This window comes from Sporanaerobacter sp. PP17-6a (assembly GCF_900095615.1).
GTDB lineage: Bacteria > Bacillota > Clostridia > Tissierellales > Acidilutibacteraceae > Acidilutibacter > Acidilutibacter cellobiosedens.
In genome coordinates this window covers 18,328-44,031 of the sequence record NZ_FMIF01000038.1, presented here as the reverse complement: position 1 = coordinate 44,031, position 25,704 = coordinate 18,328, and the positions used below count along the sequence as shown (strand labels likewise).

General features: G+C 31.0%; 23 protein-coding genes. All 23 read left to right on the top strand.

Translation table 11 applies throughout. The features are described 5' to 3' along the window. Nucleotides 1–112: 112 nt before the first annotated feature. The 23 genes from glmU to tilS all read left to right on the top strand — a co-directional run bounded on the left by glmU (nucleotide 113) and on the right by tilS (nucleotide 25,699). Nucleotides 113–1,501, top strand: a complete 1,389-nt coding sequence (gene glmU / locus PP176A_RS14125) for a bifunctional UDP-N-acetylglucosamine diphosphorylase/glucosamine-1-phosphate N-acetyltransferase GlmU (protein ID WP_071141116.1) — start codon at nucleotides 113–115, stop codon at nucleotides 1,499–1,501. 17 nt (nucleotides 1,502–1,518) lie between these two features. Beyond that, nucleotides 1,519–2,466: a ribose-phosphate diphosphokinase gene (locus PP176A_RS14120; RefSeq protein ID WP_071141115.1), complete on the top strand. Its 948-nt coding sequence runs from the start codon at nucleotides 1,519–1,521 to the stop codon at nucleotides 2,464–2,466. 16 nt (nucleotides 2,467–2,482) lie between these two features. Further along, nucleotides 2,483–3,067: an aminoacyl-tRNA hydrolase gene (gene pth, locus PP176A_RS14115; protein WP_083381981.1), complete on the top strand. Its 585-nt coding sequence runs from the start codon at nucleotides 2,483–2,485 to the stop codon at nucleotides 3,065–3,067. A gap of 35 nt (nucleotides 3,068–3,102) precedes the next feature. Continuing rightward, nucleotides 3,103–6,621, top strand: coding sequence for a transcription-repair coupling factor (mfd, locus tag PP176A_RS14110; RefSeq protein ID WP_200796170.1), 3,519 nt, complete (start codon nucleotides 3,103–3,105; stop codon nucleotides 6,619–6,621). A gap of 36 nt (nucleotides 6,622–6,657) precedes the next feature. Beyond that, entirely contained in the window at nucleotides 6,658–7,629 is a 972-nt protein-coding gene (locus PP176A_RS14105) for a peptidylprolyl isomerase (protein WP_071141114.1), read from the top strand. 219 nt (nucleotides 7,630–7,848) lie between these two features. Then, the gene (spoVT, locus tag PP176A_RS14100; protein ID WP_071141113.1) at nucleotides 7,849–8,400 is read left to right on the top strand and encodes a stage V sporulation protein T; all 552 of its coding nucleotides are present in this window, start codon (nucleotides 7,849–7,851) and stop codon (nucleotides 8,398–8,400) included. A 127-nt stretch (nucleotides 8,401–8,527) separates the two neighbouring features. Continuing rightward, nucleotides 8,528–10,135, top strand: a complete 1,608-nt coding sequence (locus PP176A_RS14095; protein WP_071141112.1) for a putative polysaccharide biosynthesis protein — start codon at nucleotides 8,528–8,530, stop codon at nucleotides 10,133–10,135. A 31-nt stretch (nucleotides 10,136–10,166) separates the two neighbouring features. After that, nucleotides 10,167–11,657 carry a nucleoside triphosphate pyrophosphohydrolase gene (mazG, locus tag PP176A_RS14090; protein ID WP_071141111.1) on the top strand — a complete coding sequence of 497 codons (1,491 nt, stop codon included), beginning with the start codon at nucleotides 10,167–10,169 and terminating at the stop codon, nucleotides 11,655–11,657. Nucleotides 11,658–11,739: 82 nt separating this feature from the next. Beyond that, nucleotides 11,740–12,018, top strand: coding sequence for an HU family DNA-binding protein (locus PP176A_RS14085; protein ID WP_071141110.1), 279 nt, complete (start codon nucleotides 11,740–11,742; stop codon nucleotides 12,016–12,018). A 44-nt stretch (nucleotides 12,019–12,062) separates the two neighbouring features. Then, nucleotides 12,063–12,302, top strand: coding sequence for an RNA-binding S4 domain-containing protein (locus PP176A_RS14080; RefSeq protein WP_071141109.1), 240 nt, complete (start codon nucleotides 12,063–12,065; stop codon nucleotides 12,300–12,302). A 69-nt stretch (nucleotides 12,303–12,371) separates the two neighbouring features. After that, complete coding sequence (gene yabP / locus PP176A_RS14075) at nucleotides 12,372–12,653, top strand: sporulation protein YabP (RefSeq protein ID WP_071141108.1); 282 nt, start codon at nucleotides 12,372–12,374, stop codon at nucleotides 12,651–12,653. Next, a complete protein-coding gene (gene yabQ / locus PP176A_RS14070; RefSeq protein WP_083381979.1) occupies nucleotides 12,650–13,147 on the top strand; it encodes a spore cortex biosynthesis protein YabQ in 498 nt (165 codons plus the stop codon). The genes yabP and yabQ overlap by 4 nt, the downstream gene beginning before the upstream one ends. Before the next feature lie 49 nt (nucleotides 13,148–13,196). Beyond that, nucleotides 13,197–13,505 carry an FtsB family cell division protein gene (locus tag PP176A_RS14065; protein ID WP_071141107.1) on the top strand — a complete coding sequence of 103 codons (309 nt, stop codon included), beginning with the start codon at nucleotides 13,197–13,199 and terminating at the stop codon, nucleotides 13,503–13,505. A 78-nt stretch (nucleotides 13,506–13,583) separates the two neighbouring features. After that, a complete protein-coding gene (locus tag PP176A_RS14060; protein WP_071141106.1) occupies nucleotides 13,584–14,000 on the top strand; it encodes a S1 RNA-binding domain-containing protein in 417 nt (138 codons plus the stop codon). Nucleotides 14,001–14,481: 481 nt separating this feature from the next. Beyond that, nucleotides 14,482–16,821 (top strand): stage II sporulation protein E, encoded by a 2,340-nt coding sequence (spoIIE, locus tag PP176A_RS14055; RefSeq protein WP_159429071.1) that lies wholly within the window; start codon nucleotides 14,482–14,484, stop codon nucleotides 16,819–16,821. Between the two features lie 107 nt (nucleotides 16,822–16,928). Then, nucleotides 16,929–17,603 carry a response regulator transcription factor gene (locus tag PP176A_RS14050; RefSeq protein ID WP_071141104.1) on the top strand — a complete coding sequence of 225 codons (675 nt, stop codon included), beginning with the start codon at nucleotides 16,929–16,931 and terminating at the stop codon, nucleotides 17,601–17,603. Next, nucleotides 17,593–19,059 carry a sensor histidine kinase gene (locus tag PP176A_RS14045; protein ID WP_071141103.1) on the top strand — a complete coding sequence of 489 codons (1,467 nt, stop codon included), beginning with the start codon at nucleotides 17,593–17,595 and terminating at the stop codon, nucleotides 19,057–19,059. Before PP176A_RS14050 ends, PP176A_RS14045 begins: the two co-directional genes overlap by 11 nt. 159 nt (nucleotides 19,060–19,218) lie before the next feature. Continuing rightward, complete coding sequence (locus PP176A_RS14040) at nucleotides 19,219–19,905, top strand: polyphosphate polymerase domain-containing protein (RefSeq protein WP_071141102.1); 687 nt, start codon at nucleotides 19,219–19,221, stop codon at nucleotides 19,903–19,905. A gap of 20 nt (nucleotides 19,906–19,925) precedes the next feature. Further along, nucleotides 19,926–20,597, top strand: coding sequence for a DUF4956 domain-containing protein (locus tag PP176A_RS14035; RefSeq protein ID WP_071141101.1), 672 nt, complete (start codon nucleotides 19,926–19,928; stop codon nucleotides 20,595–20,597). A 17-nt stretch (nucleotides 20,598–20,614) separates the two neighbouring features. Beyond that, nucleotides 20,615–22,537, top strand: a complete 1,923-nt coding sequence (locus PP176A_RS14030; protein ID WP_071141100.1) for a CotH kinase family protein — start codon at nucleotides 20,615–20,617, stop codon at nucleotides 22,535–22,537. A 117-nt stretch (nucleotides 22,538–22,654) separates the two neighbouring features. After that, nucleotides 22,655–23,353 carry a vWA domain-containing protein gene (locus PP176A_RS14025; RefSeq protein ID WP_200796169.1) on the top strand — a complete coding sequence of 233 codons (699 nt, stop codon included), beginning with the start codon at nucleotides 22,655–22,657 and terminating at the stop codon, nucleotides 23,351–23,353. A 10-nt stretch (nucleotides 23,354–23,363) separates the two neighbouring features. Further along, nucleotides 23,364–24,227: a protein kinase domain-containing protein gene (locus tag PP176A_RS14020; protein WP_071141098.1), complete on the top strand. Its 864-nt coding sequence runs from the start codon at nucleotides 23,364–23,366 to the stop codon at nucleotides 24,225–24,227. A gap of 86 nt (nucleotides 24,228–24,313) precedes the next feature. Continuing rightward, on the top strand, nucleotides 24,314–25,699 hold the full coding sequence (gene tilS / locus PP176A_RS14015) for a tRNA lysidine(34) synthetase TilS (protein WP_071141097.1): 1,386 nt from the start codon (nucleotides 24,314–24,316) through the stop codon (nucleotides 25,697–25,699). Nucleotides 25,700–25,704 lie beyond the last annotated feature (5 nt).

The window sequence follows — 25,704 nt, the reverse complement described above, 5'->3', positions numbered from 1 at the left end:
TACTTTTCCAAAATTTACAATAGCAAAGAAATAAAAAATAAGTATGGACTTATAATTGAAATTGTATAAAATATTATTGAGTGGGAAAATACGAAAGGTAGAGGTGTGTATAATGATAATCTCAATAATACTTGCGGCAGGCGAAGGAAAAAGAATGAAATCTAAGATACCAAAGGTACTTCACAAAATGTGCGGGAAGCCCTTATTATCATATGTAATTAAGGCTTCGGAGGCTGCAGGAATTAATAAAAATGTTATAATTATAAGTAATGGAAGCAAGGATTTAGTAGAAAGTGTTAAAGATGAGACGGTAATATTTAAAGAGCAACCTGTGGGGGAAAACGTACCATATGGGACAGGGTTTGCAGTGATGCAAGGAAAGGACTATATAAAAGATGATGATTATGTTGTCATATTATACGGAGATACTCCTCTAATCGAAGGGGACACCTTAAAGGATTTGGTTAAATATCATATTGAAAAAGAAAATCAAGGAACGGTTCTTACGGCATTTTTCGAAAATCCTACAGGATATGGAAGAATATTATATGATGAAAAAGGTGAGCTGTTAAAGATAGTAGAGGAAAAAGATGCAGATGAAGAAGAGAAAAAAATTAAAGAAATAAATTCGGGAATGTATTGTTTCAATGGAAAGGCCTTAAGGGAGAGTTTAGATAAAATCCATAGAGATAATGCTCAAGGTGAATACTATATTACTGATGTAATAGAGATCCTTAAAAGAGAAAATTTGAGAGTGGGAGTTTATAGAGCTCAGGATAATACGGAGATATTTGGAGTTAATTCTAAGGTGCAATTGGCACAGGCAGATATGATAATGAGAAAAAGAGTAAATGAAAAATTAATGGAGCAGGGAGTAATAATAATAAATCCAGGCAATACTTACATAGAAAGTGGGGTTAAAATTGGAGAAGATACAATGATTTATCCGGGAACATTTCTTGAAGGGAATACCGAAATCGGTGGAAATTGTATAATCGGTCATGATTCCAGAATAGTGGACAGCAAGATAGGAGACGAAGTTGAAATTCAAAGTTCTACTATTATAGAAAGTACTGTTGGTAATAATTCTACAATTGGGCCTTATGCTTACTTAAGACCTAATAGTCATATAGGCAAAAATGTGAAGATAGGAGATTTTGTGGAAGTGAAGAATTCCACAATAGGAGATTATTCTAAAGCCAGCCATTTATCATATATAGGCGATGCAACAGTGGGCAAAAAAGTAAATGTGGGATGTGGAGTAGTATTTGTCAATTATAACGGGAAAATAAAGCAGAGAACTTTAGTAGGGGACAATGCTTTTATAGGAAGTAATTCTAATTTAGTAGCTCCTGTTAAAGTCGAGAAGTGGGGATATATTGCGGCAGGGTCAACTATTACCGATGCTGTGAATGAGTATGATTTATCTATAGCAAGAGCAAGACAGGTTAATAAAAAGGATTGGGTTATTAAAAAAGGATTTGTAAAAGATAATAAATAATTGGGGGGAAAATTAAAATGAACTTAAGTGGAAAGGAAATGAAGATTTTTTCCGGAAATGCAAACAAAGAACTGGCGGAAAAGATTTGTGCGGAATTGGAGGTTCCGTTGTCTGATTGTGAAGTGGGAAGATTTAGCGATGGTGAGATTTCGGTTAGCATTAACGAAACAGTAAGAGGCTATGACGTATTTTTAATACAACCTACTTGTCCTCCCGTAAATGATAATTTGATGGAAGCTTTGATTTTGCTCGATGGTTTCAAAAGGGCTTCTGCAGGAAGAATAAATGCGGTTATACCTTATTACGGATATGCAAGACAGGATAGAAAGACTAAAGCAAGAGAGCCAATAACAGCAAAATTAATCGCGGATATTTTAACAAAGGCCGGAGCAGATCGAATATTGACTATGGATCTTCATGCCGGGCAAATTCAAGGATATTTTGATATTCCCGTAGATCATCTTGTTGGGGTACCGATACTTGCCGATTATTTTAAAAATATAGTGACAAGAGAAACTGTCGTTGTTTCTCCAGATTTGGGAGGAGTTACGAGAGCAAGAAACTTCGCCAATCTTTTGGATCTGCCTATAGCTATAATAGAAAAGAGGAGACCTAAAGCTAATGTGTCAGAAGTAATGAACGTTATAGGAGATATTGAAGGAAAAGACGTAATAATAATAGATGATATAATAGATACAGCAGGTACTATTTCAAAAGCAGCTAAAGTACTTAAAAATTTTGGGGCTTTGAAGATATATGCCTGTGGCACTCATCCTATTCTTTCCGGTCCTGCCGTAGAAAGAATTGCTGAATCTGAAATAGAAAAATTTGTCATTACAGATACCGTACCTCTTACGCCTGAGAAAAAAATAGATAAAATTGAGGTAGTGTCGGTTGCGTCCTTATTTGCGAAGGCGATAAGACGGATATATACAAATGAATCTGTAAGTGAGCTTTTTAAGTAGTTAGGAGCTGGTCTATTTGTATGCGATAATAGGTCTCGGCAATCCCGGAAGAGAATATATGAATACAAGACATAATATAGGATTTGATACTGTAGAACTTATATCATCTAAATATAATATAAAATTAAATAAAGGAAAATTTAAATCCATATATGGTGAAGGAAATATTGATGATAAAAAAATTTTATTGGTTAAACCTCAAACATATATGAATAATAGTGGCATGGCAGTATTGGATTTGTACAACTTCTACAAGATGCCTATAGAAAATATAATAGTAATAGTAGACGATGTGGATATAGATTTTGGAGCAGTAAGAGTTAGGGCAAAAGGAAGCGGAGGAACTCATAATGGGCTGAAGTCCATAGTTTACCAGCTTCAAAGAGATGATTTTCCAAGAATAAAAGTAGGGATAGGGAAAGCTAAGGAAGACATGGATTTGGCAGACTTTGTATTAAGCAGGTTTTCACAAGAAGACAGGACAATTATTGAAGAAGCTATAAAAAAGGCTGCACGAGCAGCAGAGTTGATTGTTAAATATGATGTGAATAAAGCAATGAATGAAATTAATATGAAAAAAGATATAAAAGCTCAGGATTAAACCTGGGCTTAGGACTTTTGCAAGGAGTTGATTTGATGAGTGGAGACATGTTCATAGATTCATTAAAAAACATGCCGTCTTACAAAAAGCTTTTGGAAGAAATAAAAATGGGAAGTAGTCCCATTTCTATACATGGGTTAAATGATGATAACCTGGGGCATTTTTTTTATGGAATAAACAAACATAGCAAAAAACAAATATTAATTGTTACTAAAGACGAGTTAAAGGCGAAAAGTATATTTGAAGATTTAAAAAATTTTGCAAATAGTCATGTGGAAATTTTTCCGTCAAAAGAAATATTTTTCTATGATGTAGATGCCTTGAGCCTTGAAACTGTTCATGAAAGATTAAAAGTTATGACAAGGTTAATAAAGGGTGAGAAGATAGTAGTTGTGACTTGTATAGAAGCGATTCTTTCAAAAGTCATGAATGCGGAAATATTTAAAAAACTTTCTACTAAAATAAGATATGATGAGAAGCTAAATTTAAAAAAATTTGTGGAAGATTTAACTATTAAAGGTTATGAACGAGTAAATATGGTAGAGGGAAAAGGTCAATTCAGCGTTAGAGGAGGAATAATAGATTTCTTTTCTCCAGGAGAACAATTTCCAATAAGGATAGAATTATTTGATGATGAGATCGATTCTATAAGAAATTTTAATATTTCCGATCAAAGGTCTATGAACAAATTAGACTCTGCTTTTATACCTCCTGCAAAGGAAATACTTATTCTTGACGAATATAAAAGTAAAATTATAGAAGGAATAGAAAGAGATTTATCTAAGGTAAGTAAAAACAAAAGGATAAAAGATAAATCGGAAAAGCTTAATAAAAAATTTTTAAAATATATTGATGCTGTTGAAGGAAACTTGTCTATTGCCAATTCAGATTTAATAATTCCATATATTCCGGGAGAATATGTATCAAGTTTAGTTGACTATTTTTCTCAAGATAGTTTAATAGTTCTTCATGAATTTCAGAGAATTGAAGAAAAAGCAAATGAGTTGAAGGAACAATTTGTGTTTAAATTCTCAAACATATATGAGAGTGGAGAATTACTTCCAAACCATGAAAAAATACTATATAGGTATGATGAAATAATTAAGAAAGTCGAAGAGAAAATAACCATTATCACTATGTCATTGTTAAATGATGATTCAAAGTTTAATCCTAAAGTATCTATTAATTTTACTACAAAAGGAATGCAGTCATTTCATAATAATATGAATTTTTTGATAGAAGAATTAAATCATTATAAATACAGGGGATATAAGGTTATAATATTTTCAGGAACTGAGGAAAGAGGTATAAAATTAGAAAAAATTCTTCGTGAAAAGGGATTGGAGTGTTCCTTTGTTAAAGATAAAAACAGAGATATTAAATCCGGACAGGTTTTTATATTGGCAGGTACTGTAAACGGAGGATTTGAATATCCATTTATTAAACAAGTATTTATTAGCGATAATGAAATTTTTAAAGTTAAAAAGAAAAAAAGCAGAAAAATTGTAAAAAAAGATAAACAGGAAATTGTATCATTTTTAAACCTTAATGTTGGAGATTATGTAGTTCATGAAAATCATGGAATAGGTCAATATATAGGCATCGAACAACTTAATGTTCAGGGAATAAAGAAGGATTATTTTACCATTAAATATGCAGGTAATGACAAGCTTTATGTACCTGTTGATCAGATGAATTTAATTCAAAAATATATTGGTTCCGATGAAGCAAAACCCAAAATTAGTAGGCTCAGCAATTCAGATTGGACGAAAACAAAGAATAAAGCAAAGAAATCAATAGAGGACATGGCTAAAGATCTTCTTGAATTATACGCAAAGAGAGAGACATCAAAAGGGTTTGAATTTAGTAAGGATAATGTTTGGCAAGGCCAGTTCGAAGAGATGTTTCCTTATGAAGAAACAGAAGCTCAGCTAAGAAGCATAAATGAAATAAAAAAGGATATGGAAAAGCCCAAACCTATGGATAGACTTTTATGCGGAGATGTAGGATATGGGAAAACAGAGGTAGCCATAAGGGCAGCGTTTAAGGCAATTATGGACGGAAAACAGGTGGCTTTTCTTGTTCCAACAACTATATTGGCTCAGCAACATTATAATACTATTCAGGAAAGATTCGCTGGTTTTCCTATTAGGGTAGAAATGCTCAGCAGGTTTAAAACTCTTGGGGCACAGCATAAGGTAATTGTTGATTTAAAAAAGGGAATTGTAGATATGGTAATAGGTACCCACAGGCTTCTTTCACAGGATGTAAAATTCTATGATTTAGGGCTTATAATTATAGATGAGGAACAAAGATTTGGAGTCAAACATAAGGAAAAACTTAAGAGATTGAAAGAAAATGCGGATGTTTTGACTCTTACCGCTACGCCCATTCCAAGGACTCTTCATATGTCATTAATAGGAATAAGAGATATGAGTGTTTTGGATGAACCTCCGGAAGAAAGATATCCTGTTCAAACTTATGTGGTGGAATTTAATGAACAAATTATAAGAGATGCTATCATAAAGGAAATAAATAGAAATGGACAGGTTTATTACGTTTATAACAGGGTTGAAACAATCCATAAGGTGGCCAAAAAGCTTAAGGAACTTGTTCCAGAAGCAAGAATAATAGTAGGACATGGTCAAATGTCAGAAAGAGAACTGGAGAAGGTAATGCTAAGTTTTATTGATGGAGAATATGATGTACTTTTGTGTACTACTATTATTGAAACAGGTCTTGATATCCCTAATGTAAATACTATAATTGTTCAAGACTCTGACAAAATGGGACTTTCTCAACTTTATCAGTTAAGAGGCAGAGTTGGAAGAACAAATAGAGTTGCTTTTGCTTACTTTACCTATGAAAAAGACAAGGTTTTAAGCGAAGTGGCGGAGAAAAGACTGAGGGCCATAAAGGAATTCACTGAATTTGGTTCTGGTTTTAAAATTGCAATGAGAGATTTGGAAATAAGAGGAGCGGGAAATCTTTTAGGGGTAGAACAACATGGACATATTGAAGCCATAGGATATGATTTGTATGTGAAGTTTTTAAATGGAGCTATTAAAAAATTAAAAGGAGAAAAAGTAGAAGATGCTGTCGAAACCACTATTGAATTAAATATAAACGGATATATTTCAAAAGAGTATATTCCGGATGAAGAACAGAAAATAGAAATCTATAAAAAGATTGCAAGGACTGTTTCCAATGAGGATTATAATGACTTGGTTGATGAATTGATAGACAGGTTTGGAGATATTCCCCAAGAGGTAAAAAATTTAATAGATATTTCTTATATAAAGAATATTGCCAGCAAATGTTTGGTATCCGTTATTTTTCAAAAGAATGATATTATTAGTTTGGAATTTGATTCAATTAAGTATATAACTCCGGAACTCATACACTATCTTTCAGTAGAATATGGAATGAAGATTTCATTTGATCTGTCTGATAAACCTATATTTAAATTTAGGATAAAAAAAGATGTTATTAAAGAACTTAAAGAACTTATTGAAAAAATTAGTTGTTTTATATTTAAGGTAAATGATATATAATAATGTTAGCCACTCTAATAAGAAAGGATGTTTTCATTGGTAAATATGAAAAGAAGAATATTGATAATTTTTTTGGCAGTGATTATGATTTTGGCAAGCTTTGCAGGTTGTGAGAAGCTAAATAAAAATTCCGTTGCAACAGTAGATGGAGATAATATTTCTAAAGAAGAGTTTAACAAAAATTTTAATATGTATAAAAAAGCCTATGAATCACAATACGGTTCAGATATTATGTCTACAGTAGTGAGTGGAGACAAGACTTTTGAAGAAGTATTAAAAGAGAAAACTTTAGACTTATTAATTTCAGAAAAGCTAATAGTCGGAAGGGCAAATGAAAAGAAAATAGCTGTTTCTGAGAAGGACATAACAGATCAGATTAATAGCTATAAGGAAGAACTGGGAGGAGAGGAAAAATATACTCAATTCTTAAAGGATAATGATATGACTGAAGAGTATTTTAAGGACAATATAAAAAAAGAACTTCTTATTCAAAAATATAAAGATGATTATATAAATAATCTTAAAATTAGTAATGAAGATGCAAAGAAATACTTTGAAGAAAATAAGGATTCTTTTATAAAGATAAGAGCAAGTCATATATTACTCAAAACCGAAGATGAAGCTAAAAAAGTTGAGGAAAGATTGAAAAAGGGAGAAAAATTTAATGATTTAGCTTATGAATTGTCCATCGATAAAGTATCAGCTGCTAAGGGCGGAGATTTAGGTTACTTTACAAAAGGTCAGATGGTTGAAGAATTTGATAATGCAGCATTTGCTCTTAAAGTCGGGGAAGTAAGCGGAATTGTCAAAACGGATTATGGATTTCATATTATAAAAGTTGATGATAAAGTTGATCAATATGATAAATTAAAAGAAGACGTCATTGCCAGCTTAAAAGAGAAGAAATATAATGAATACTTGACTAAACTAAGAGATGAAGCGGATGTAAAAATATATTTAGATACCGCTACGAGTACTAAGACTAATAATAATGAAGAAAAGAAATAATTTCATAAGAGAGCAAAAAAGGCTTCCGTCAGAGAATTAATACGCTGGGAAGCCTTTTTTGAACCTATTTAAGTGAAGTTACATTTACTATATATAACCATTTTTTATCCAATTTAAAGTAATACTTTAACTTAACTTTACTATACATGTATAAAATACCTCTGATAGTAAAATAATAAGCATACATAAGTTTATATTATACTTCAAAGGAGGGAAAAAATGAAAGCTACTGGAATAGTAAGAAGAATCGACGATCTGGGTAGGGTTGTTATTCCTAAAGAAATCAGAAGAACTCTAAGAATAAGAGAAGGAGATCCCTTAGAGATATTTACTGATAGAGAAGGAGAGGTAATACTTAAAAAATATTCTCCTATTGGAGAGTTGAATGAATTTGCTACAGAATATTGTGAATCTTTGTATGAAGTTAATAATAATGTATGTGTGATTACAGACAGAGATACTATAATAGCAATTTCCGGAGGTTCAAAAAAGGAATTCTTGGATAAAAGAGTAAGTCCTGATCTCGAGAAAATAATGGAAGGAAGAAAAACTTATACGACAGATGAAGGCAATAGACCTGTTAAACTTTTCTATGAAGATGAAAATGCAGATAGATATACTGCTCAAGTAATAGCTCCCATTGTTATGCAGGGAGATCCTATAGGTACTGTAATTTTCTTTTCTAAAGAACCGAATGCTAATATGGGAGAAGTAGAAATAAAATTGGCAGAAACCGCTGCTGGGTTTCTTTCCAAACAAATGGAGAATTAATATAGCCTGCTTATAAAATGCAGGCTATATTAATTTGTCATAAATTTGTTTGATATAAAGTATATTTCTGATATAATAGAATTTATTAAAACGTTTAAATAAGCATTTAGCAGGAGGATTAATGAATATGAGTAAAGAAAAATTTTTAAAAGGAGCAGCGATTTTAGGAGTTGCCGGAATGATTGTTAAACTCTTAGGTGCTGTTTATAGACTTCCTATAAGTAATATAATTAAGACAGAAGGTATGGGTTACTATCAAACAGCTTATCCCCTGTATGTTTTGATACTTACTGTTTCTACATCAGGATTTCCTGTAGCGATTGCGAAATTAGTATCTGAAAAAAGAGCTTTAAGAGATTTTAAGGGAGCATATAAAATATTTAAAATTGCTTTGTTAGGATTATTTATATGCGGAATACTTTCAAGCATGCTTGTTTTGTTAAATGCGGAGTCAATAGTAGAGCATCTTGGAAATAAAAATGCATATTACGCATTAATCGCTCTTGTGCCGGCACTTTTTTTTGTTCCTATAATGTCTGCCTTCAGGGGATATTTTCAAGGGACTCAAAACATGAAACCCACAGCTTTATCTCAAATATCAGAGCAGCTTTTTAGGGTAATTGTCGGACTTTTTCTTACATATTACCTCTTGGATAAAGGGATACCTATAGCAGCAGGAGGAGCCTCTTTTGGTGGCTCTATAGGAGCTATAGCGGGAACCCTTTCCATAGTATGGATTTATTTTCTAAATAGAAAAAAGATGAATAAGGAGATAAGAAGTTCTTTAAATGCTAAGGAAGAATCGGTAAGCAGAATCATAAAAAATTTACTTATTATAGCCATACCTATAACAATAGGGGCTTCCATTGCCCCAATAATGGATACTATAGATGCGGCAATAGTTTTAAGACGTCTTCAAAGTATAGGATTTTCTGAATTTGAATCAAATAATCTTTACGGACAACTTAAAGGTCTTGCTCAAACATTGATTAATTTACCTCAAGTGTTTTCTATGGCTTTAGCTATAAGCCTTGTGCCATCTATATCGGAAGCTTATACAAAGAGAAACTACAGCGAAGTTAAAAGTATTACATCCTCGGGATTAAGAATTACTTTGCTTATAGGACTTCCCTGTGCTTTTGGCTTATTTGTCCTTGGGAAACCGATTATTAAACTTTTATATTTTAAGAATGATATTGAATCATTGAATAATACCGGAGAGATACTTCAACTTCTTTCATTTGGAGTAATATTTTTAACCATGGTACAGTCCTTAACGGCAATGCTTCAAGGTATGGGAAGGCCCTTTGTTCCCGTAAAAAATCTTTTTTTAGGTGCTGTTGTTAAAACTTTTCTCACTTATATATTAACGGGAATTTCTTGGATAAATGTGAAGGGTGCTGCCATTAGTACAGTAGTAGCTTATTTTATTGCCGGAATGTTGGATTTATCTGCAGTAAAAAGATATTCGAAGGTTAAATTTAATATGAAAGAAGTATTTATTAAACCTTTTTTGTCTTCCTTAGGAATGGCAGTAGCGGCTTTCTTAGGATATAGACTTTTTGAGGGAATATTAGGAGGTAAAATTTCTACTTTAATAGGAATATTTATAGGAGTGATTGTTTATTTTATACTTTTAATAATTACAGGAGCCATTACCAATGAGGATTTTAAAATTCTTCCCAAAGGAGACAAAATTGCAGGAATCCTTTATAAATTAAAGTTACTTAAATAATAATATTATGATAAAATAAGGAGAAGATAATATGGGGAAGATATATGTATTAGGGTTAGGACCTGGAGATGTAGGAAGCTTAACTTTAAAAGTTGTTGAAAGGCTTAACAGTGGAGACAAAAATTATTTAAGGACTGAGAAACATCCTATTATAGACTATATTAAGGGGAAAAATATTTCCTATGAGACTTATGATTACGTATATGAAAAAAAGGATAAATTTGAAGATATTTATGAATTCATAGCTAAGGATCTAATAGAAAAATCTAAGGAATTTAATATAATAAATTATTTTGTTCCAGGGAATCCTATTGTGGCGGAAAAAAGTGTCGAGATTCTTTTGGAGATGGAGAAACAAAAAAGAGTGGAGTTGGAAATAATCCCAGGAATGAGTTTCATCGATCCTATACTTATTGCAGTAAATCGTGACCCTATAGATGGATTAAAATTAATAAACGGTATAAACTTAAAGCCTTATTATGTCGATATAAATACGGATATGATTATAACACAAGTATACAATAGCAGAATAGCATCGGAAGTAAAGATTATTTTATCAGAAATATATGGCGATGAATTTGAAATATATGTAATAAATGCTGCAGGAATTGAGGGAAAAGAAAAAATATTTAAAATACCTATTTATGGGCTTGACAGAATAAAGGAAATAAGCTATCTTACAAGTATATATATTCCTAAGGTGGATAAAATAAATAAAAAATTATATGATTTTAATGATCTCCTTAGTTTGGTAGAAAGGTTAAGAGGAGAAGACGGCTGTCCCTGGGATAGAGAGCAGACCCATTTATCGATAAGAGAATGTGCTATTGAAGAGGCTTATGAGGTAGTAGATGCAATAGATCAGGGAGATATTGATAATTTAGTTGAAGAGTTGGGGGATTTGATTCTTCAGGTCATTTTTCACAGTCAGATAGGAAGTGAAGATGGAAATTTTAATATATGGGATGTTACCACAAAAATATGTAATAAACTTATAGATAGACATCCTCACGTTTTTGAAGAAAAAAAAGTAGAAAATTCTGAGGAAGTAGTATATAATTGGAATGATATAAAATTTAAAGTTCAAAATATTGTAAGTTACACAGAGAGACTAAAAAGTATTCCTCCCCTTCCTTCCCTTATGAGAAGTTATAAGGTGCAAGAAAGGGCTAAGGAAGTAGGTTTTGATTGGAATAATGTAGATGGAGCTGTTTCAAAGATTAAGGAGGAATATTTAGAAGTACTTGAAATCTTAAATAATTTTAAAGGTGGTGATATGGATAGATTAGAAGAAGAACTGGGAGATTTATTATTTTCGGTAGTAAACGTTTGTAGATTTTTTAATATCAATCCGGAAGTAATTCTTAACAAAAGTATAAATAAGTTTATTAACAGGTTTGAGGAAATGGAAAATTTAAGTAACCAAAGAAACAAGGATTTAAAAGAAATGACTTTAGAAGAAATGGATGAACTATGGAATCTATCAAAGATACATAAAAATAAACGATTTGATAAAAATTAGTGTTTAAAAGAAGGATTTTCAAGATTAGCATAGAAATAAAGATATAAACTGATTTAAACAATTAGTAAGGAGGAATAAATTTATGAACAAAGCTGAATTAGTTTCCAGCATAGCTGAAAAAAGTAATTTGACAAAGAAGGACACAGAGAATGCTTTAAATGCATTTATGAAGGTAGTGGAGGAAGCTCTGGCAAAAGGAGATAAGGTTCAATTAGTTGGTTTTGGAACTTTTGAAGTAAGAGAAAGAAAAGCCAGAGAAGGAAGGAATCCAAGGAATCCTGAAGAAGTTATTCAAATTCCAGCCTCAAAAGCTCCAGTGTTTAAAGCTGGCAAGGCATTAAAAGAAATAGTGAATAAGTAAGAAAAATCAGGTCTTTGACCTGATTTTTTTATGGAGGGGATTTCATGAGAATCGATAAGTTTTTAAAAAATTCAAGAATAATAAAAAGAAGGACTGTAGCTAAGGAATCATGTGATCAAGGAAGAGTCATTATTAATGGAAAAATAGCAAAACCGGGGGATGAAGTTGAAGTAGGAGACATAGTTGAAATTAAATTTGGTCAGGGTATCATGAAGATAGAAGTATTAAGTGTACAGAATAATGTGAGCAGGGATAATTCTAAGGAAGTATTTAAAGTATTGTAAAGGGCTTTTGTAATAAAAGCCTTTTTTTTTTCATAATATTTAATAGAATATGATAAGGGGGATAGGCCTATGGGTGAAAATAAAACGACTTTTACAACTCAAAACATAATTCTTGAAAATAGAGGTAATCTTACTATTACCGGGATAGAGCAAGTGGAGAGCTTTAATGATAATACCATTATATTGAATTCAATTAAAGGAGGAATAGTTATAAAAGGAAATGAGCTGAATATAAGCAATTTAAACTTAGAAAAGGGGAATTTAAACATAGAAGGGACAATTAATAGTATTACTTATTCTAACAAGGATAACATAGGTAAAAACAGCTTATTTGGGAAGATGTTTAAATGATTTTTGGAGTGGTAAGTATGGATAGTTCTCTTAAAATACAGGGGTATATATTTTTGAGTACTGTTTATGGCGGATTGATGATAGGACTTATATATGATTTATATAAGGTTATTAGATATTTTTTGAAACCGAAGAAATTCGCAACTTATATTGAAGACTTATTCTTTTGGATTATAGCCGCCTTAGTAATATTTAATATATTATTAAAAAGTAATTGGGGAGAATTAAGAGGATATGTATTTTTGGGATTCTTTATAGGAATATTGTTGTATTTAAAAATACTTGAAAAAGTTGTATTTAAAATACTATTTTTTATTTTTGGGTCTTTAATAAAAGGATTTAAAAAAGTTTTTTCAATAATTTTTTATCCCGTTATAATTTTAAAAAGAAAATTGAAACTAAGAACAAAGAAAGTAAAAAATATAAGACATATTTTTAACAGAATGATAAAAGATGTTGGAAAATATAAAGATATAATATCAAAAAAGAAATAGAGGATTTTTAAAATTGGTGTAGAATATTCTATATTAAGGTGGTGATCTTATGAAGAAAAACAAGAGAATTAAAATTAGGCATTTATTTATTTTATTCTTTGCTTTATATATTGGCAGTGCTATTATTAGTCAGCAAAAGATGTTTAAAAACTTATCCCAAGAAAAGGCTCAAAAGGTGCAGGAAGTAAAAGAAATTAAAAAACAAATTAATGAAATAGATAAAGAAATTGATCAAAGTAATACCTTAGAATTTGTAGAAAAAACTGCAAGGGAAGATTTGAATATGGTAAAGCCAAGGGAGATCATGTACGTTGACCTTAATAAGAGTAATAATGCCTTTCTCAAAGGAAGAAAATAAACGGATTAAATTGACATAAACAAATTTTTAATATATACTTAAGAGAGAAAAAATTTTATAAGGAGGAGTATTTTATATATGCCTGTAACTGTAGGAGAGGTAGTTGACGGCACTATTACCGGAATAACAAATTTTGGAGCATTTATACAATTGGCTGAGGGAAAGACTGGGTTAGTTCATATTTCAGAAATCTCAGATCATTATGTTCAAAAGGTTAGCGATTATCTGAAAAAGGATCAAAAGGTGAAGGTGAAGGTTCTTTCTATCTCTAAAGAAGGGAAAATAAGCCTTTCTATCAGACAAGCCAAACCTAAAACTAATATGCCTGTTGAAATAGATTGGGGAAAAACTGATGAAAAACAAAAACTTTTAACTTTCGAAGATAAGCTTTCAAAATTTTTAAAAGAAAGTAATGAAAGGCAAGATCAACTCAAGTCAAGGGAAAATAGAAGGGGACTTGGTCAAAAGAAAAGCAAAAGCACAGTGGATTCATAAGATTCATAAACCGGATTAATCCGGTTTTTTTATAATTCAGAGGAAAATTATGATTTCCTTAATGTGCATTTTCCATTAAATGAGTTTCAAAAAGGGTTTCCTTAAGGTGTTAATACTTTAATGAAAGCCTTTTTTATAATCCATAGGAAAGTCCTAATTTTTCTTACTTTATACTTGACCTTAAATGGGCTTCAAGAAAGGCTTCTTTAGTAGAGGCCTTTTTTTATTTCTGTTAAAGTTGGGTTAATAAACAATATTATACATTACATATAAAAATTTGGTATGTTAACTTTAGAGTTAATAATATACACATACTGCAAGTTAAGAAATAGAACTTTACATTAAAAAAATAAAGGAAAAATATAATAATTACTCCGAATTTATGTCTAAATATTTTATTTTTCAGATTACCAGTATTGACAACTTTTTCCCTTGATACTTGATAAAGTATATACAAAAATAAGTGAAAGGGATGAAAACAATGATAGATATGATTTCTTCAAAGAGGAGAAGAATAGCAGATCAATTTCAATTTAATAAAGAGGCTGTTTTTATTGGTATATTAGGATTCTTTTTATCCAGAGGGGTGATACTTGGAGAACTTACTCCTTTTGGTGTTTCATTTTTTTCCAGTTATCTTTTAAATAATAATTCCATAGGTCTTTTATTGATTATATCATTAGGGTTATTGTCTTTTCATGGGATTAAAGGTTTTGTTTATATTTTTTCAATGATAGGAATTTATTTTTTTTATGAAATATTGAAAAGAAAAAGAAAAATTTCTTATATCAAGATGTCTTTTCTTTCTTCTTTGGTGTTTCTTTTTACAAGAATATTGTTTTTAATAATATTCAGGCATTACTATATATATGATTTTTTAATTGTTTTTTTTGAAGGAATAGTAGTGTTTACGATGACCTATATATTTTTCTTCAGTACCGTAATAGAAAATAACAATTTCGATATTATTACAAACGAGAAAACTATATGTACATTCATTACTCTTGCTTTAGCGTTGTCAGGGGTAAAAAATGCAGGCGTTTTAGGTATCTCAGTTAAAAATATAATAAGCATATTTACTGTAATATCTTTTGGATATATTTATGGCGCTTCTCTCGGTGGAGCAATGGGAATAGCTGTTGGAATGATATCTTATTTGCCAGAAACAAATATGCCATTTTTAATATCTATATTTGGACTTTCAGGCCTTATGTCGGGAGTATTTAAGGACCTGGGAAAGACTGGAGCAATACTGGGGTTTTTAATGGGAAACAGTATCATGAACTTTTATATCAGCGGGTTTAATTCAAGTTTATTGAATTTAAAGGAAATAGGAATAGGGGCAATTTTATTTTTAATCTTCTCATCCAGAATAGAAAAGCTTTTTTCCGATTTTTTAAAGAACCCTAGAGAATTAAAAAAAGATGAAAACATGGGGAAAAGGATACAGGGTATCGTTTCAAACAGAATTGAAAGAATCTCCAACGTTTTTTCCGAGATGGGAGAGGTCTTTGTCCATGCTGCGGAAAAAGAAACAGACGGGAATTCGGAAGATATGTATGATCTTATTGATGGAATAGCCAATACCGTATGTAATAAATGTTCACTAAATAAATTTTGCTGGGGAGAGGATTTTTATACTACTTATTATTCTATGTTTAATCTTATAGAAAAGATTGAAACGGAGGAAGAGATAAGGGAAGAGAACTTACCGGAGCTTTTTAGGAAAAGATGTGTGAAAGTAGAAGACATGATTGAAAACATATATAAATATTATGATATTCATAAGATAAATTATACTTGGAAGAAAAGAGTATCAGAAAACAGAAAGCTTGTGTCGGAACAGTTCAAGGAGATTTCAGAAATAATGAAGGAGTTAGTTGAAGACATTAATGCTCCCATAGTTTTTAATAGGGATTTGGAAGAAATAATATATACCGAATTAAAAAATAATAAGATAAATGTTTCCAATGTAAATGTGTTGGAATCAAGTAAAAGGAAATTAGAAATCTTTGTCGAGGTAAAAAATACTTGTGAAAACGAAAATATGGAGAATTCCATCAAAGAAATTCTTTCAGATATATTGAAAATAGAATTAAGCGGAGAATTTAATTTGAGCGAATCGAAGAAAAAGAATCAAATTTATAAATTCACTCAGGCAAAGAAGATAAGTGCTATGACCAGCTTTTCAACAATTTATAAAGAGGGGAACCATATCTCGGGAGATACTTTTACCTATATGGAAAGTAAAGATAACTATTATATAGCATTAAGTGATGGTATGGGGGCAGGGCAAAAAGCAAATTCAGAAAGCAATACAGCTATATCTATGCTGGAAAAATGTTTAGAAGCAGGATTTAATAAAGAAATGGTTTTAAGCACTATTAATTCCATGTTGTTTCTTAAAGGCAATGAAGAAACATTTGTTACTTTGGATATTTCCGCTATTGATTTATTTAACGGAAAACTTCAGACAATCAAAACAGGAGCAGCTCCCACTTTTATAAAAAAGAAAAATGGAGTAAAAATGATAAATTCTCAGTCTTTACCTGTAGGAATGCTGAAGGACGTAGACTTTCAAGTTTGCGAGGAATATCTTGAAGACGGAGATTTTATCATAATGATGTCGGATGGAGTATTGGATTCAAATGAAGAAGTAATTGACAAGGAAGAATGGATGATGGAGGTGATTAAGAATATTAAAAGTATTAATCCTCAAACCATATCTAAAGAAATTATAGAGGAGGCGAAAAGAAAATATAAAGACTATATAAAAGATGACACAACCGTATTGGTAACTAAAATATGGAAGAATAGGTGAGATAAATTTAGATATAATTCAAAAAACCTTCACTCAGCCATCACATAAAATACAGGAAATATTATATAATGAGAATATGAACCTGATGGAAGGCGAGGTATTGATATATGTATAAAATTCTTGTAGTTGATGATGAAGAGAAGATAAGAGCATTAATAAAAAAATATGCGGTTTTTGAAGGTCATGAAGTCGTGGAAGCGAAGGATGGCATGGAAGCTATAAGTATTTGTAAAAATCAGGATTTTGATATTATTATCCTTGATATTATGATGCCTGAATTAGACGGGTTTTCTACCTGTAGGGAGATACGAAAATATAAGACAATTCCTGTAATCATGCTTTCTGCTCGAGGAGAAGAATATGATAAAATACATGGATTTGAATTGGGTATAGATGATTATGTGGTAAAACCTTTTTCTCCAAAAGAATTGATGATGAGGGTAAATGCTATAATTAAGCGCAGCAGTCCAAGCAATGAAGAAATAAAAAAGGAAATAATAAGTTTTGAAGGGCTTACCGTAGATTTTACAGGCAGAATTGTTTATATAGATAATAAAAGGATTAATATGTCTCCAAAGGAATATGATTTGTTTTTTTATCTTGTTAAAAATAGAGGAATTGCATTGACGAGGAAGAAAATTATTACCGATGTATGGGGGTACGATTTTTTTGGAGATGACAGAACTTTAGATACCCATATAAAACTTCTCCGTAAAAGCCTTGAACGTTATAGCAAATATATTGTTACGCTTAGAGGGGTGGGGTATCGATTTGAAACTTAATTTTAATGGTTTTAGCATTAAATGGAAAATATTTTCTTATTTAGCAGGACTTATTTCTTTCATTATTATACTCTTATGGCTGTTCCAAATTGTATTCTTAGACAGTTTCTATAAACATATAAAAATAAAAAATATTGAGAATTCTGCTGAGATTATCTCGAAAAACATAGACGATGAGGACATAGGAACCATTATCAAGAGTATATCCCAGGAAAATGACATATGTATAAGGGTAATAGACGAGGAAGGAAGAAGTCTATATTCCTCTTATGTAATGTTTGATTGTATAATTCGTAAGATGCCATACAGTGAAATATATCATTTTTTTAAACAAGCTCAGGATAAAGGCGGAACAACATTTGAACTTTTACCACAGAATATTTCGAAGGATAGGGAAGACATAAACAGAAATATTATTGGGAGGTATCCTCCTCCCAATAATATAACTCAAAGCATAATCTATGGCACTATTGTAAAAAGAAATGATGGACTTCCATTGATGGTTATGCTAAATTCTACTATTTCTCCTGTAAATGCCACTGTGGAAACATTAAGAGTTCAACTTATATACATTACTGTAATTTTAATTATATTGTCTGTTTTTCTGGCATTTTTTATTTCAAGGAAAATATCACAACCGATTATTAAAATAAATGACTCGGCCAAAGAACTTGGAAAGGGGAATTATGATATCAAATTTGAAGGGAAAGGATATCTTGAAATTTCAGAATTAAATAGTACGTTAAATTATGCTGCAAAAGAGCTTTCCAAGGTTGAAAGCCTTAGAAGAGAATTGATTGCAAATGTTTCTCATGATCTTAGAACACCTCTTACCATGATTACCGGATATGGAGAAGTAATCCGCGATATCCCCGGAGAAAATACGCCTGAAAATGTTCAGATTATTATTGATGAAGCAAAAAGACTTACGGATCTTGTAAATGATATGTTGGATATTTCAAAACTTCAATCCGGTATTCAGGAATTGGATAAAAGAGATTTTAATATTACTGAAACTATAAGGGAAGTATTAAAAAGGTATACAAAACTTACAGAGCAAGATGGGTATAGGATCGAATTCATCTATGATGACGACGTTTATGTAAATGCAGACGAAATAAAAATTGTACAGGTTATTTATAATTTAATTAATAATGCTATTACTTATACTGGCAAAGATAAGTTTGTGGAAGTCCGTCAGAAATTAATGAAGGGCCATGTGAGAATTGAGGTTATAGATACAGGAGAGGGTATATCGGAAGAGAATCTGCCGCTTATTTGGGATAGATACTATAAAGTAGATAAGACTCATAAACGGGCTTCAATTGGCACAGGTTTGGGGCTTTCCATTGTTAAAATGATTCTTGATATGCACGATCTTGAATATGGAGTAATAAGTAAAGAGGGCCAAGGAAGTACATTTTGGTTTGAACTAAGTACTATAAAAATAGAATAATGTAAATTATCTGCGGATTCTTCGGAATCCGTATTTTTTTATAATCCATGGGAGAGTTAATATATTAATAATTCGTTTACAATTCATATAGAGTTCATGAATTCATCACACAAGGTATTTATAATAAAGTCATATTAAACAAAACAGGAGGTGATAAGGATGAAGAATCAAATACTGAGACATGAACTTAAATATTATATAAACATGTCAGATTACTTTGCCTTGCATCAGAGGTTAAAAGTAATTGCCGATTCTGATTCACATGCTGGTATGGACGGAAAATACAGAGTTAGAAGTTTATACTTTGATAATATTGATGATAAGGCTCTCAGAGAAAAGATATACGGAGTGAATAACAGGGAAAAATTTAGGATCCGTTATTATAACGATGATTTTTCTTTTATTAAAGTTGAGAAAAAGAGTAAAACCAACGGTCTTTGTAATAAGATATCGGTAAGTGTCACTAAAGAACAATGCGAAGAAATTATTGACGGAAATATTGAATGGCTTAAAAACTCAAACGAACCGTTGCTTACTGAACTTTATGCAAAAATGTACTATCAGCAGCTTAAACCTAAAACATTGGTGGACTATATCAGAGAACCATTTGTTTATAAACCAGGAAACGTAAGGATAACTATTGATAGTAATGTGAAAACCGGCCTCAATTCTAAGGACTTGTTTAATCAAAATGTTCCTACAATGATTACGAATTCTGAAGGAACAGTAATATTGGAAGTGAAATTTGATGAATTTTTACCTGAGATTATCAGGAATATTATTCAGATAAAAAATAAACAGTGTTCATCATTTTCAAAATATGCTGTCTGTAGAATTTACGGCTAAAAATATTTGGAGGGAGAATTATGACATTTAATGATATTTTTAAATCAAGCTTTCTTGAAAAGGTATCGTCCTTTTCTGCGCTGGATATGGTAATTGCTTTAGGACTTGCATTTGTCTTAGGTCTTTTTATATTTTATGTTTATAAAAAAACCTTTATAGGCGTAATGTATTCTGCAAGCTTCGGGGTTTCCCTAATAGCAATGACTCTTATAACCACATTTATTATATTGGCAGTAACTTCAAATGTAGTACTTTCTCTTGGTATGGTTGGAGCACTGTCTATCGTTCGTTTTAGAGCAGCAATCAAAGAACCTCTCGACATAACATTTTTGTTCTGGTCAATATCCGTTGGAATAGTTATTGGCGCAGGGTTAATTCCACTTGCTGTGTTTGGCTCAATCTTTATTGGTATAGTTATGGTAATATTTATAAACAGAAAGAGTACAGATGACCCATACATACTTCTTATAAATTGTGCTGATGATAATGGAGAACAACTTGTTAAAAATGCTGTGGAATTAAGTGTCAAAAAGTATATGATTAGATCAAAAACTGTTTCACCAAAAGGAATTGAACTTACAATTGAAGTCAGATTAAAAAACATGACTACGGATTTTGTAAATAATATTGCTAAAATTGAAGGAGTGGAAAATGCGGTATTGGTAAGTTACAATGGAGAATATATGTCTTAAGGTAGGTGTTTTAGCATATGATAAAAAGTAAACATATAAATTTAATTATTGCTCTTACATTACTTATAGCAGTTGTATTTACTACTGTATTTATGTTTAATCCTCAATTGTTTGGAATAGTTAAAGAAAGCGCGCAACCTGAATATGCTTCAAAGGTTTTTAATAAAGATAATATCATTTCCATGGATATAAATGTTGATGAAGAAGATTGGAATGAAATGCTTGAAAATGCTACTGACAAGGAATATATTTCCTGCGATATTACCATAAATGGTACTACCTTTTATTCCGTAGGGATTAGGCCTAAAGGAAATTCCAGTTTATCTATGGTAGCCAATGATGACACTACAGACAGATTTAGTTTTAAAATTGAATTTGATCATTATGTAAAACATCAGTCATGTTTTGGCCTTGACAAGATGACCATAAATAATATTTATTCAGACTCTACTTATATGAAAGAATATCTATCCTATGATTTAATGAATAGTATGGGAATATCTACTCCTCTTTATTCTTACGCAGATGTAAAGGTAAACGGTGAAGATTGGGGATTTTACTTAGCGGTAGAAGCTTTAGAGGAGTCCTTTGCTTATAGAAATTTCGGACCTACTTATGGTATGCTTTATAAGCCGGAAAGTATGGAAATGGGGCGTAATGATAAAGATGATAATCAGGAGAGAAGAAATGTTCAGCCGAATAATGAAGATCAGGGAAACGCTCAACAGAATAATGAGGACCAAGAAAATATTCAACGTGAGAATGGCCAACAGCCATTTAACCCACAACAAGGAAATTTTGGAGAGAAAATGGGAGCAGAAGGCTCTGGAGGAGGTTCTGACTTAAAATATATCGATGACGATGTTGACAGCTATCCAAATATTTTTGATAATTCCGTGTTTGATTCCAAAAAATCGGATTATAAAAGAGTTATTAAAGCATTAAAAAATTTGAATGATGGCACAGATCTTGAAAAATATATTGATGTTGACGAAGTACTTAGATATTTTGCCGTTAACACAGTACTTGTTAACCTTGACAGTTATGTAAGCAATATGAAACATAATTATTATTTATATGAAAAAGATGGTCAACTGTCCATTCTTCCATGGGATTATAATCTTTCCTTTGCAGGGTTTCAATCGGGAAATGCGTCTTCAGCCGTAAATTTTCCTATAGATACACCAGTATCGGGAGTTGAGTTATCGGAACGACCGTTGATTGCAAAACTTTTAGAAGTAGGCGAATACAAGGATAAATATCATCAATACATTCAGGATATATTGGATGACTATTTTAACAATGGAAAATTTGAAGATACTATTGACAAACTTGATAGTCAAATAAGTGAATATGTGGAAAATGATGCATCAGCTTTTTACACATATGAAGAATATTTAAAAGGTCTGTCTGCATTGAAAGAGTTCGGAAAACTCAGAGCTCAAAGTATAGAAGGGCAGCTTAACGGGACTATACCTTCAACAACGGATGAACAGTCTGAAAATCAGGACAAACTTATAGATTCTTCCGGCATAAATCTTTCCGATCTTGGATCTCAAGGAGGAATGAAAGGAGAAAATCGGCAACCGGGAAATATGCCTGATATGAATGTTATGAAAAAAGCTCAGGATATTATTGGGTCTGTAGATGATAGTGAATTAACGGAAGAGCAAATACAACAATTAAAAGATTTAGGATTAACGGAAGAGCAGATAGAAATGATGAAAAATATGAAAAATTCAAATAGAGAGGGAGGAGATACCGACAGAAATCAACGACCTCCCGATGATAGAGCAGAATTAAAGACAAATTCCGATACTACTGCTCAAAATACGGAAATAATAGATGAAAACCTATGGATTATCGGAATAAGTGCAGTATCCTTAGTAATTAGCCTTATCTTTGTAATGACATTTAAAAGAAAAAGAGTGGAACAGTGAAAACTGTTCCATTTTTTTCTGTCGTATTATTAGTAATAATTAGGACAAGTAACTAATATACTGAATACAAAAAGAAGAACTGTCAATAATTATTTATAAAAAGAAGGAGGAATGAACATGGTTATAAATCAGATGATATTAGTTACAGATGGAGAGTCAAATACAGGAATTAGTCCTGTTGAAGCGGCGAAAATATCCTGTGAAAAAGGGATAAAGGTGAGTACTATAGGTATAGTTGATAATATGAGAAAGGAAAAATCTTTGGTAGAATTGGAAATGACGGCTCAGGCAGGAGGCGGCATAGGAGAAATTACAGATATTGAGAGTTTATACCAAACTTTAAGTAAGGTTACTGTGAATTCCGTTTATAAAACCATAGAAGAAGCTGTGAATAAAGAATTAAAAAATATTATTAATAAAGATATGACGGAAATTCAACCTAAGGAAAGGAAGAGGATTGTACAACTTATAGATAAACTGGAAGAAGAAGCTTCATTGAAATGTATGATATTGTTAGATACAAGCGGAAGTATGAATAATAAAATAGAAATTGCCAAAAAGAGCATATTGGAACTGTTAAACTTTTTAAATGAAAGAAAAGGAGAAACATATATAGGGGTATGTGCTTTTTCTAAAAGAGGAGAATCCTTTTTTCAGGTCCTATGTGATTTTACTCATGATATTGATATTTTGGAAGGAAGCTTAAAACAAATAAAAACAGGGGGAACTACACCAACAGGACCAGCCATAATTGAAGGGATAAATTTTTTCCATAAAGAAAAAGATGAAGATGTTCTTACTGAATATACGGTGTAGATGAAACTTTATGAGAAATATAATTGGCAGATGGGGAAAAAATGAGTATACTATTATTAAGGAATTGGGAAGAGGGGGTTTCGGAAGGGTATATAAAGTAGCGGATAAAAATGGTCGGGAATTTGCGTTAAAAGTATCAAGAGATGTTCAATCCATAACAAGAGAATATAATTCTATGGATAATCTTAAGGAACTGAAATTTATTCCAAGGGTATATGAATATGATGATTTTGTTTATAAAGGAGAAATATATCATTTTATCTTAATGGAATGGATTAAAGGAAGGAATTTAAAAGAATTATGTTTAAAAAACCAATTAAATGTTAGACATATTATTAAAATTGGGTATAATATAATCGGTAAAATGGAAAGGCTAAAGTCATTAGGATATAAATATACTGATTTTAAACCCGAAAATATTATTGTTGATGAAAATGGGAAAATTTACATTATAGATTTCGGAGGAGCTGTAGGTGTGGAATATTCTACAAAAGAATATTCCCCCGCCTATAATATTATTTCATGGAACAAATTATCTGAAAGCTATGACCATACCATGATTTTCGGAATATCCATGATTATGATTTCTCTTATAGCAAAGAAGGAATTTAACCCTTTGATTTCAAATATAGATGAGATTATTGGACTTTTAAGGAAAACCAATGGAGATGAAAATATAATTTATGTATTATCTAAAGGAATCAGCGGGAAATATAATTCTTCTTTTAAATTTAAAGAAGATCTTAGAAAATTGTACTACAATCAATCCACTTCGTTTAGATTAACTTTCGACAGAGTAGAGTTTGTTTTTGTTTCAAGTATTATTTTTTTTGTGTTAAGTATATTTTTGGGTTTTAAATATAAATTATTTTAGCATTTACAGGGAAAATTTTCTCCATTTTAGCTGATGATACGAGTTGTGTAAGTCAAGTCCAAATTAAATACATAGGTGTGAGGTTTATGAAAGAAAGAGTATTAAAGACTATAAGAGAGTATAAATTAATTGAAAAAAATGATAATATTCTGGTAGGAGTTTCGGGAGGACCGGATTCCATGTGTCTTCTTCATGTATTGGTGGAAATACAAGATGTAATTCCTTTTAACATTTTTGTTGCCCATGTAAATCATGGGGTCAGAGGAAAAGATGCAGATGAAGATGAAGAATTTGTAAGGCTTACATGTGAAAAAATGAATATACCCTTTTATTCTGAAAAAGTAGACATGAATGGATATGCAAGAAAACATAAAATGTCTTCTGAAGAAGCGGGAAGAAAGTTAAGGTATGATTTTTTTAATGAAGTTCTTTTTGAAATAGGCGGAGGTAAAATTGCTGTTGCTCATAATAAGAATGATCAAGCCGAAACGCTTATTATGCGAATAATAAGAGGGACTGGAATTGATGGATTGAAAGGAATGAAATTTTTAAATGGAAATATTATCAGGCCTTTGTTAAATGTTACAAGAAAAGAAATAGAAGAATATATCAGCAAAAATAATATAGAAGTAAGAATCGACAAAACTAATTTAGAGCCTAAGTATTTGAGAAATAGAATACGATTGGAAATAATACCTTATATTGAAAGAGAATATAACCCTAATTTTTTGGATGGATTGAGCAGATTAAGCAGAACTGCTAATTTGGATTGTAATTTTTTAGATAAATATTCATCAAATATTTATAAAAAGATAGTGAAGACCGAAAGTAAAAATAGTATAATTTTAAATAGAAATGATTTTCTGAAGGAGCATAAGAGTATAAAGCAAAGAATAATTAAGCTGTGTTTGATGAAAGTTGCTGACGATATTAACGGAATCACGGAAAAGAATATAAGTGATATTATGGTGCTATTTGATAAAGGAGATACAGGGAAAAGTATAGATTTAAGTAATGGATTGATTGCTAAGACAAGCTATGGGGAAATTATTATTCAAAAAAGAGAAAACAAAGAATTTAGATCTTTTTCATATAAAATGAGAGAAAATGGAGTAAATTACGTGCCTGAATGTAAATGCTATTTTGAAATGAAAGCAGTTCCTATTGAAAAAGTAAAATTAAATTTTAAAAATATGTATATTAAATCATTTGATTATGATAAAATATATGGCGAACTAATTATTAGAAACAGAATTTCGGGAGATAAGTTTAAACCCTATGGAATGAATGGTACAAAGAAGTTAAAGGATTATTTTATAGATGAAAAAATTCCGAAAAATTTAAGAGAGTCGATTCCTATAATTGCAGATGAAAAAAATATTCTCTGGATTGTGGGATATAGAACTAATGAAGAATATAAAATTACTTCCAATACCAAAAAGGTACTAGTCATAAAATGTATTAAAAAATAATAGCA